Source organism: Photorhabdus thracensis (assembly GCF_001010285.1).
GTDB lineage: Bacteria > Pseudomonadota > Gammaproteobacteria > Enterobacterales > Enterobacteriaceae > Photorhabdus > Photorhabdus temperata.
The window spans coordinates 979,658-990,786 of record NZ_CP011104.1; the positions used below are offsets into that span (position 1 = coordinate 979,658).

At 37.1% G+C, this 11,129-nt stretch carries 9 protein-coding genes; 5 read left to right on the forward strand and 4 right to left on the reverse strand.

What is annotated here, in order from left to right; translation table 11 throughout:
* Positions 1-290: 290 nt before the first annotated feature.
* On the reverse strand, positions 291-1,631 hold the full coding sequence (locus tag VY86_RS04100) for an MATE family efflux transporter (RefSeq protein WP_046974034.1): 1,341 nt from the start codon (positions 1,629-1,631) through the stop codon (positions 291-293).
* Positions 1,632-2,744: 1,113 nt separating this feature from the next.
* Entirely contained in the window at positions 2,745-3,176 is a 432-nt protein-coding gene (locus VY86_RS04105) for a bleomycin resistance protein (protein ID WP_046974035.1), read from the reverse strand.
* Between the two features lie 436 nt (positions 3,177-3,612).
* Here VY86_RS04105 and tnaC point away from each other — a divergent pair, with 436 nt between their 5' ends.
* The 3 genes from tnaC to mtr all read left to right on the forward strand — a co-directional run bounded on the left by tnaC (position 3,613) and on the right by mtr (position 6,562).
* Complete coding sequence (tnaC, locus tag VY86_RS22995) at positions 3,613-3,711, forward strand: tryptophanase leader peptide (RefSeq protein WP_071880979.1); 99 nt, start codon at positions 3,613-3,615, stop codon at positions 3,709-3,711.
* Positions 3,712-3,838: 127 nt separating this feature from the next.
* Positions 3,839-5,239: a tryptophanase gene (gene tnaA / locus VY86_RS04110; protein WP_046974036.1), complete on the forward strand. Its 1,401-nt coding sequence runs from the start codon at positions 3,839-3,841 to the stop codon at positions 5,237-5,239.
* Between the two features lie 78 nt (positions 5,240-5,317).
* A complete protein-coding gene (gene mtr / locus VY86_RS04115; RefSeq protein ID WP_046974037.1) occupies positions 5,318-6,562 on the forward strand; it encodes a tryptophan permease in 1,245 nt (414 codons plus the stop codon).
* 274 nt (positions 6,563-6,836) lie between these two features.
* On the opposite strand, the gene VY86_RS26160 is transcribed toward mtr, so the two are convergent.
* A complete protein-coding gene (locus tag VY86_RS26160) occupies positions 6,837-6,959 on the reverse strand; it encodes a hypothetical protein (protein WP_274521080.1) in 123 nt (40 codons plus the stop codon).
* Between the two features lie 3 nt (positions 6,960-6,962).
* Positions 6,963-8,177: a Tm-1-like ATP-binding domain-containing protein gene (locus VY86_RS04120; RefSeq protein WP_046974038.1), complete on the reverse strand. Its 1,215-nt coding sequence runs from the start codon at positions 8,175-8,177 to the stop codon at positions 6,963-6,965.
* Between the two features lie 235 nt (positions 8,178-8,412).
* On the opposite strand from VY86_RS04120, the gene VY86_RS04125 reads away from it, so the two are divergent.
* Both VY86_RS04125 and VY86_RS24485 read left to right on the forward strand, forming a co-directional pair.
* The gene (locus VY86_RS04125) at positions 8,413-9,036 is read left to right on the forward strand and encodes a TetR/AcrR family transcriptional regulator (RefSeq protein ID WP_046974039.1); all 624 of its coding nucleotides are present in this window, start codon (positions 8,413-8,415) and stop codon (positions 9,034-9,036) included.
* A 1,618-nt stretch (positions 9,037-10,654) separates the two neighbouring features.
* On the forward strand, positions 10,655-10,813 hold the full coding sequence (locus tag VY86_RS24485) for a hypothetical protein (protein ID WP_158019903.1): 159 nt from the start codon (positions 10,655-10,657) through the stop codon (positions 10,811-10,813).
* Positions 10,814-11,129 lie beyond the last annotated feature (316 nt).

An 11,129-nucleotide genomic window follows, 5' to 3' on the forward strand; every position in this document is an offset into this window, starting at 1 on the left:
TGCGACACCCTCGCACTGGGCAAGGGTTTACGGCGGTTTTTGCTAATTAATTGTGTTACCTTGATTGTAAACGAAATAATCAAAAATCAATGTATTTAAGGGGATTATTAAACATTACCCTCCTGGTCAATATCTTTTATCATTATTTATTCAAGTATAGGAAAGGTGTCTTTCATATATACAGAGGGTATAAGATCATCAATTGGGAGAGATACAACACTGAGGCTCCCGATAAAGGGAACCTCAGTGTTGGGATTAGGCGAATATTTCAATCATCAACAATCTGTTGATTAAAGATCTAATCGCTTTGTTTGCCATTTTTTAGATTTCCAACGCCAAGTATTAACTAATCCACGTAGCCATTCATCACAGAAGAAACCGATCCAAATACCTAAGATCCCCATTTCCATCTTGATGCCAAGGAAATACCCTACTGGAATAGCAACACACCACATAAAGAACATTGCAGTATATAGCGGGAAACGGGCATCACCGGAAGCGCGCAATGCGTTCACCATAATAATATTGGCGGTACGGACTGGCTCCAGAAAAACAGACAGCAAGAATAATGGCAACAGTAGTTTGATGATGGATTCATCTTGTGTCAGGAAATGCAGAATCGGTACTCTGAACAGCCAGAAGGCAGCGACAACACCCACAGTCACGATACAGCCAATTTTCAGGCTATTAAAGCCACGAATATAAGCATCTTCAAACCGTTTGGCACCGACCAGATGGCCAACCATAATTTCATTACCGATGCTGGTGGCAATACCAAACAACATGACAAATAGTGATAGTTGGAAATAGAGTGTTTGTGCTGCCAGTGGAATTTCACCCATCAATCCAATGAATGCTATGGCAGCCATATATTGCAGGACCCACACCATGTTTTCGCCCGCAGCGGGTAAACCGATATGTAAAATTTTGCCCAATATACTTTTTGACCAGAGCAGGAAACCTGTCAGTTTAAATTTAATCCGCAGGCCATAACTTAGCAGACAGAATAACAGGATAACAGCAACAATCCGGCCAAAGACGGTAGACCAGGCAACACCTTCCAGACCATATTGAGGCAATCCAAAGAAACCATACAGGACGATCATATTACCCAGCACCGTCAGCAAGTTAGCAATCAGCGTGACATACATTGCCGGCTTGGATTTTCCATAAACCCGTAAACAAGTCGCCAGGATAATCGAAATGGCTTCCGGGATCAGGCAGATCCCCAGAATGTGCAGATAGCCGAAACCATCTTTCATCAGGTGTTCTGGCATATTCATGATATGCAAGATCTTATAGCCGAAGAAGATGGTAACCAGCGCACAACTAAACCCAAGTAAAAAGTTGAATGCGATAGCAATATGGATCGCCTGACTGGCCTTACCCTGTTTGCCGGCACCAATGTATTGCGCAATAACAACACTGCAACCGACACTGATAAAGCTGAAAATAGTGATAAACAGGTCAAAGACCTGATTACCTACAGCCATAGCAGCCAGGTAAGAAGTAGAAACATGGCTCACCATATAAGTGTTAATTAATAAAGTGGCCAGATGGAGGAGAATATCAATAAAAATCGGCCAGCTTAGAGAAAAGAGCGAACGCTCCGTAACATCAGTTTGATGCATTTGAAAAACCTGCTTATTAAAAAAGGTAAAATAAATAGTTTCTTGAGATGCGGCGTACTCAGAAAATATTCATGCATTGTACATGGTTTATTCATCTGTTAACAGAGAGAGGATAAGAATAAAAAGGTGAATGCTATTTTTCAATTTGTCTGTATCTGAATGTTGGTTATGGCACCTGACTGCTGAGATATCAGGTCGATTCGTGAATAATTTCGGTGCTGTATCAAGTAGATCATTATCTGACAATAGAGGGAGTGGAAAATTCTACATGTTTTATTTAATTGTCTTGGTAATTTTTTCATATAATTAATGCTAATATATAGATTGGTACAGTTAGAGATTATTATTTTTTATGTTTGGATAAATTTTCCCAATAATGCCTATATTTTTGCGTTTGGTTGATATTTAAAGTTTAATTTATCTAAATAACTTTATTTCCTCATTAAAACTTAAATGACTCATCAACGAAAAGATAAAAGAACTTATTTGGTTAAATCTTGTTCTATAATCAGTTACAGGAGTAAAATATATGGAAATAAAAATATACCATTTAACGAGGTGATATGATGATAAATAGATTACAGCGTCGGTTAATAATGACAATTTTGATGTTGACTTTTTTTTCTACTTTTTCTGCCTCTATCTATGCTTGTGTATTAAAGCCACATTTCCCTATATGCGCAATAAAATGTGTTATTTTTTCATCCCACACTACGACATGTCTTATTGGTTCTGATAGTCCTAATAATTTTACTCCTGATCAATCAACCCCTGTTGTATTTAAGAATAAATAATTAATCTAGGCTTGGATTAATTGATTTTCAGATGGCACAGCTATTGTGTTATGCAGAATTCTATTTCTATTCCGCCCTTTAATAAGGGCGGGTTTTTATAAATAAATTAAACTCTAGGTATCTTATTTAAGCTAATGAAAATAATCTACATTAGTTGGTTTTAGATTTAGGTAATTAAAACGACTTACTAAACTTAACTATAATTAACCAATAACAAGAAATGTGTTTATTGGTATATTGTTTATGTTTTTCAGCGTCATAATAGTATTTATGCGTCAAAAAAAGTGAAGGAACGGTCAGGCATAAAAGAATATACCGTTCAATATGTCGTTATGTTTTCCATGAATTGGCTGAAACGTAGCAGATAGCCATCGGGATCTTGCACTAGGAATTCTCTTTGGCAGGCCAGTATTTCATCAATACGGTAATGATTGTCTTTAACTTCTCGGTATAGTTTTATGCCATTAGCTTTTAAGTTGTTAAGCAGAGGAGTTAAATCATCAACTTCAATTTGAAAATTCACACCTCTTCCCAGAGGATAATTTAGTGAGGCAATATTCCAGCCATCATCATGTAGTGCTTCAAGCATTAGCTGTGCTTCGCCTAATTCTAGATAGGCGAAATCTGGGGCATCTCGGCGAATAAGTAATCGGAAGCCGAGGATTCTTTGATAAAAATCCAGAGATCGAGAAAAATCAGTGACGGTCAGTTCTGGGACCATACGATTCCAATAGGGTTTATGTTGGCTCATACGTTATTCTTTAGCTCTGCGATATTTTTTCTATTATATAAGTATTTTTCACTCTATGAACAGCTCTGTTTTTCGTAGTAATTGCCATATAAGAAATGCAGAAATTAATCATTAGTAAGAAAAATGTTTTATTTTCTTACCAACCTTGAAGGATGAGGTTTCTTTGATTTCTGTATGGTTTTTATTTTTATAAAAATATTCTTATTATTTTAATGTGTTGTTTTATTGATTTGGTTTAATTGTGTTGTTATATTTTTTTCATTGATTTTTATACGATGTTTATTAACGGTTTTTTCTTAGGTATATAATCGATTTACTTGAGTGTATATAAATTTCTATTTTTTATGATTTTTATTTTTTGCGTGATTGGTCACAGATAATTTAAATATTATCTATATCTTAGTGACGGGTTTTAACTGTGGAATAAATTCATTATATGACTTCTATATCTTTACATTATCATCTTATTTGTTCTTGTAATATACAGGCATGGTTTAATGTCGATCACCGTATTTCTAACTATTTCCCTAATTAATTCCTCTAATTGTATCTTTAATTAAATCTTTATTTTTAATCACTGCATTTATTGTGGCGTATTTTTGTGTATTTTTCAGGATTTTTCCTGAATTACGTAGTATAGACAATTATTGGATAAAATATTCATGAAACGTATTCCAGAACCTTTCCGTATTAAAATGGTAGAAAATATCCGTATGACTACGCGTGCGGAACGTGAAAAAGCATTAGAAGAAGCTGGATATAATCCATTCCTGTTACCAAGTGACGCTGTTTATATTGATTTGCTGACAGATTCCGGTACAGGTGCAATGAGTGATCGACAGTGGGCGGGAATGATGATGGGTGATGAGGCTTATGCGGGTTCCCGTAACTATTATCATTTATGTGATAAAGTTAATGCGCTGATTGGCTATCAATATACTATTCCAACTCATCAAGGTCGTGGCGCAGAACAAATTTTATTCCCATCATTAATTGCCCGCAAAAAAGCGCAAGGGGGCGCAACACATCCGGTCTTCATTTCTAATTTCCATTTTGATACCACGGCTGCCCATGTTGAATTAAATGGTGCGAAAGCGATTAACGTTGTTACGCCAAAAGCCTTTGATACAACGACGTATTACGATTGGAAAGGCGATTTTGATATTGATGAATTGAAAAAAACGATTGCCGAACAGGGTGCTGATAATATTGTGGCAATTATCACCACTGTGACTTGTAATAGTTCTGGTGGTCAACCTGTCTCTATCGCTAATATGAAGTCTGTGTATGAGATTGCGAAGCAATACGATATTCCTGTGGTGATTGATTCCGCCCGTTTTTGTGAAAATGCCTGGTTTATTAAGCAAAGAGAAAAAGGCTATGAGAATAAATCAGTCAAAGAGATTGTCAGGGAGATGTATCAATATGGTGATATGCTGACAATGTCAGCTAAAAAAGACCCGATGGTCAATATTGGTGGTCTTTGCTGTTTCCGTGATGATGAAGATCTATTTAACGAAGTGCGTACCCGCTGTGTGCCAATGGAAGGGTTTGTCACTTACGGTGGTCTTGCCGGGCGCGATATGGAGGCTCTGGCAATTGGTCTTGAAGAGGGTATGAATGAAGATTATCTGGCATATCGTATTAATCAGGTGGCTTATTTAGGTAACAGATTAAGGGATGCAGGTATTCCGATTCAGTACCCAACTGGTGGCCATGCTGTATTCGTTGATGCTAAATTATTATTGCCGCATATTCCAGGGGAGCAGTTTCCTGCTCACGCATTGAATAATGAACTGTATCTGGATGCGGGAATAAGAAGTGTCGAAATTGGCTCTTTATTGTTAGGTCGTGATCCGAAAACAGGAAAGCAAAAAGAATCACCAATGGAACTGTTGCGTTTAACTATTCCTCGCCGGGTATATACCAATGATCATATGGATTATATTGCTGAGGCTTTTATTTCGCTGAAAGAGAGAGCAACTCAAATTAGAGGATTAACGTTTACTTATGAGCCTTCAGTATTACGGCATTTTGTTGCAAGATTAAAGCCAGTTAAATAATAAAAAACGGGGTGCTTCTATCTGAAAGCATCCCAAATTTTATTTCGTATATTATAAAGCCACGCGAGGATCACGCACATGGCTACTTTACCGATAAAAAAATCGTCTCCCTCTTTACTTGGCGGCGCAATGATCATTGGCGGAACGATTATTGGCGCAGGCATGTTTTCCTTACCTGTTGTAATGTCAGGAGCATGGTTTTACTGGTCAATCGCTGCTTTGGTGTTTACCTGGTTTTGCATGCTGCACTCAGGGTTAATGATATTGGAGGCCAATCTTAATTATCGGGTTGGCTCAAGTTTCGGGACTATAACAAAAGATCTTTTAGGCGATGGCTGGAATATCATTAATGGTATTACGATTGCTTTTGTTTTATATATACTGACTTATGCTTATATTTCTGCCAGTGGATCGATTATTCAGCATGTCATGCAGGAAATGTCGATAGATTTTTCGCCGCGACTTGCCGGTTTTTTGTTTGCTTTTGCCGTTGCGTTTATTGTCTGGTTAAGTACGAAGGCGGTCAGCCGGATAACCTCTATTATTCTTGGTGCCAAAATATTAACTTTCTTTATGACTTTTGGAGGCTTGATTTATAACGTTAAACCTGCTGTTTTATTTAATACCGCTGAGATTAATCCGACTTATTGGCCTTATGTATTAGCAACCTTACCTTTCTGTCTGGCTTCTTTTGGATATCATGGCAATGTTCCTAGCCTGATGAAATATTATGGAAAAGAACCACAAAAAATAAAGAAATGTCTGTTTATTGGGACGTTAATGGCGTTAGTTCTTTATCTGGTCTGGTTGATTGGAACAATGGGAAATATTCCCCGGTCAAGTTTTATTAAAATTGCGGAACAAGGGGGAAATATTGATGTTCTGGTTCAGTCATTAAGTGGAGGCTTAAATAGTTCAACACTAAATTTATTGCTGACACTTTTTTCTAACTTTGCCGTTGCCAGCTCATTTCTTGGTGTCACGCTGGGACTGTTCGATTACTTGGCTGACTTGTTCAAATTTGATGATACCAAACTGGGACGTTTTAAAACCGCACTGGTGACGTTTTTTCCGCCAATGGTTGGTGGGATGATTTACCCGAATGGTTTTATCTATGCGATTGGCTTCGCTGGCCTTGCTGCGACAGTTTGGGCTGCTATCGTTCCCGCTTTACTCGCCAGAGCATCCCGTAAACGGTTTGGTAGCCCAGCCTATCGGGTTTGGGGTGGCAATGCGATGATCGGCTTGATTTTGCTGTTTGGCGTATTGAATGTCACTGCTCATATCTTATCAAGTTTTAATCTGCTGCCCGTTTATTCATAAAAAAACTCCTGCGGTGGGTGCCGCAGGAGCCTGGTGTTGACGGAGATAAGCTCCGAAAAGGAAGAAAACAAAGCAGGTGTATTTATGTTTTAATTTAGTTTGTTAACTCCCAACATCTTACAGCAAGGTTATTAACAGGAAGTTCTTATGGCTTCCCTTTAGAACACGAGCACCTGACTGCCTTATTTAGTACAACATCCCGACAGATGTACCGTAAGAAGTTGTGACTAATAGAACAATAGCATCAGAATGCACTGTTTTGACAACTTTTTGCCTAGTCATTAATTAGTTGTATACAATCTTTCAGTGTCAGTACTGCTTCTGAACCGGTATTATCGTTGCTGGTCAGACCCATTAATACTTGCTCCTGCTTCAGTGGTTGTTTGTGTTGAATCACAACTTAAGCCATCATCATCTGCTGGTATTCGCTAATCACCTGTTGGCAGAATTCAGGTGAATTCACGTGATGAGGGCTTTTAATTAGTTGTCTGTTTTTCGTTTCTATAAATGCAGACTCAAAAGCGTTAATAAAGGCCTGAGTCGCATCAGGATTCCAGAAGGGGCCACCTTCAATGTCCAGAGCGGAAAAACCGCCTTCAGGAATAATAAATTTTACTTTTCCTTCGCACAGATTAAGCTTTTCAGCAATCCAAATCCCCATTTGACGGTTCTCTTCTGGTACGGTGCGCATTAATGTTACCTGAGAATTGTGGCGGTAAAATTGCCGGTATTTGTAGCGTTCCGGGATAGTATTCAGATGCCCGAAATTTACCATATCCAACGCGCCGCAAGAGCCAATATAAGGTATTTGTGTCCGGGCTATCGCACCCAAACGGTCTGCATCACAGGCCAGAACACCACCAAACAGATAATCACAGACTTCGGTTGTAGTGATATCCAACAGGCTATTCAGCAGACGGCTTTCAGCCAGTTTTTCCATTGTTTTGCCGCCGCTGCCGGTTGCATGGAAAACCAGACAATCATACTGATTATCCAGCTCTTTGGTCAGTAACTGTATGCAAGGTGTTGTGACACCAAACATTGTCAGACCGATAGCTGGCTTATCTTCAACATTGTTCTCTTGGTAGAAATAAACTGCACCTGCAATTTGGTTAGCCGCATTTTTCAATACCTGACGGGAGATACGGTTAAGACCAGATACATCAGTGACTGAATAGAGCATGGCAATATCACTGACACCAACATAACCTGAAACATCACCGGAGGCCATAGTAGAAACCATCAGTTTTGGTATACCTACAGGCAAAGATTGCATTGCGGGTGTAATCAGTGCTGTCCCGCAGGATCCCCCCAGACCTAGAATCGCTAAAACATCAGTTTGTCTTGATAAAAAAATATTAAAAGCGGCTGACATTGCGGAAATTGCTTTCCCCCGATCACCACAGAAAACGGCATCTTTGCCTTGTGGATGATGCTCTGCTACTGTTAATGCAGTGATGTCCGCACCTCTTTCGAGCGGGCCAGATTTAGTAGTTAAATCCACAGTACGAACAGCAAGGCCAGCTTTTTCTATCAGATCCCTGACGTAGAAGATTTCTGCGCTCTTGGTATCAAAAATAGTGGCGATATAGACATAGCCTTGGCTTTTTTTCATTATAATTATGAATACTTCCCTGGTGCTGACTACTAACTCATGGATAGATTATAGACAAGATGAGACTCTAGTATCACTATTATATTACCAAATTGAGACTATCATCTCATTTTACCCATAAATAAATTGAATCAATTTGGGTGTTTTGTAGATAGTTAAGTAGAGTGACGATAGCGAAAAAGAATTTTAACCATAAGCTTTATCTAGAGATTTTTATTGTGAAAGAGTTGTGGCAATGATGGATTCGAATACTAAACCTCACTTTACCGGGACCCGGAAAAAAACGTATGCATTGTTGATAAATGCTGCACTGGAACTTTTTGAGCAGAGAGCGATACCTTCGGTTTCCGAATTGGCGCAGTATGCTGGTGTTTCCAGAGCAACGGCATACCGCTATTTTCCGACCCAAAGCGATTTAATTGACGCAATTGTTGGTGCCAGCCTTGGGCCAATTCTCACCTGGAAACCTTCCAGTGAAAAAACCGAAGAGCGGATTATTGAGCTGTTGGATTTTGCCTATCCCCGAATGTTTCAACATGAAGGTGCATTGCGGGCGGCTCTGTTGGTTTCTTTACAGCAATGGGCTCATGGGCGCGATTTATCCGCGGATAAGCAGGAAAAGAAACTGGTACGCGGGCATCGTAAGGAGATCCTTGCAATGGTGGTTGAACCACTAAAAGGGCATTTTCCACCGGAGACTTTGGAAAATGTTATTCGTTCTTTTTCTCTGATTTATGGCTCTGAAGTCTTTCTGGTAATGAAAGATATTTGGAATATGGATGACGAGCAGGTTATTGAAATCACTAAATGGATGGCAAAAGCCATTATTAATCAGGCGCATAGAGATTCTGAGCTCTAGTTGTTTCTGATAAGCCATTTAATAACTCAGTGTTAAACGGGGCGGATATTTTGCATAGATTTCATATAACTTATGATTATTCTTATGCAAAGTATCCCTGTTTATGCTGAAAGAATAAACAGGGTTGTTAAATCAGGTGATTAAGTTTCACCGCTGTATGCCAAATGAGCATTTGTTACTTATTGAATTTATCTCCTTTATGACTAAGGTTTGTTCATAACCATTCTGCATTTCCATTAAAATTAATTTGATGAAATGACATCATTGTACTTATCTTTCATGATTAAAATTCCCGCCTATAGAAAGCAAAATATTAAAAAAAATACTAAATAAAAAACACAATGTTAAGAATATATTGATTTGTGGTTGCAATAAACACTTTAAAATCTAACAAATCGATAACTAATATAACTATTTCAGATTAATCATGATGAAAATCATAATTAGTCCTTTAATTACACCTATATTTTAGTTTTTCTGACTAATCAGAATTTTACTGCTCAAAATAATAGTTTGAAAAATAGGACAAGTACGAAAATACACTTTAATTACAATTCGAAATTTTTAATTTAACCTTTAAATACAATCAGTTAAATTAATTTTAAAGATTTTCGATATTATATTTAATCCAGTAAAGTGTTGCATTAAATCAATATGCGTGAGAACTTATTTACCAGCCGACCCACGGTGGGTTTTAAATATCATTAAATGTGTCACAGCATATCAGATTGCTATAAATAGACGTTAATTGTTCTCTTCGTCTGTTTCATCTTGTTCGGTTATTTAATCAGGTTTGGTGTGGTTTAACGTAAGTTTACACTTCCTGTCATATATAAAGGAGCCATGAATACTCAACATAAGCTTGATAAAGATAATTTTAATACGGTAATGGAAGGTCTGACACCTTCATTGGAATGACAAGTTGAAAGTGCACTGCCTGGGCAGAGTGGATCAAAAGCTAACTCGACCCGTTTCTGGCCGAAGTTACCTCAAGCTTACTGGTTGTTTACAATATTAATCATAATAAAACAAATATTAATATTTTGTTAAAATTAAAAAATAAATACATGTAATAATTAAACCAAAATAACAATTTAATAAACTGAGTCTATTTATTTGTTTTGAAATATTTTAATGAGAAAAACAGTATCAAAATCAAAGAACATTATAATTTCAATTGACATGATATATATTTAATATTAATAAATTACTATAATTTTTTAATTTATTGTAGTGTTGATTTTTTCGATTTTAATATTGACAAGATTTATCCTAAAGAACCAGGAGGGCGGTAGCGTGGGAAGTAACTTAGAAAAGAAAATTAAAAGTACGAAAAGTAGTAAACAGAAGAAATAGTTTTAATGAGAACGTAAATAGGCTTTTTTTACAGAGTAAGGAAATCATAAAGGCAGAGAAAATTTATCCAGAAAATAATAAAACTATACAATTAGTTTACATATCGATGTTGTGCTTGTTAAAGCTGAAAAATTCAATTTTGAACGCATTTAAAATAGTGAAAGAAATTTTAAGTTAGTTTATCACCTGCAATAATAAAGAATTCCTTCAAGTTCTATAATGAGACGAAATCATTAATAGCTAATCCTCAATGGGATATATTATGGATGAAATTAAATGTTTGGATGTTTTCCCACTGTTTTCTACTCTCCTGCAAAAACTTTGGCAACAAATTACCGAGGATATCGAACGCATTACACCAGAAATGTTGCTACTGACTGAAATAAATCAGTCTGACATTGACGAAATATCAACCAGATAATGGGAGAGATCCAGAACGTTCAGGATATTTATGGGCTTTCGCCGTTGCAGGATGGAATTATGTTTCATCACTTGTTGGAAAATCAGGGCGATTCATATCAAGTGATATTCCGTCTCATCATGTTTTAATAATAAACTTAATTATCCATCTCCGTGACAAATATCAATCGAATTATTTCTATATCATTCTTTTATCTTAATTAAGCATATAAACGTATCACTATATTAGTGTCTGTTATCAAATGTTGTGCCCAATTAGAAATTAGAACGATGTTTGGTTGATAGGGATTCAAGACTTGACACTTTGGAATTATAAA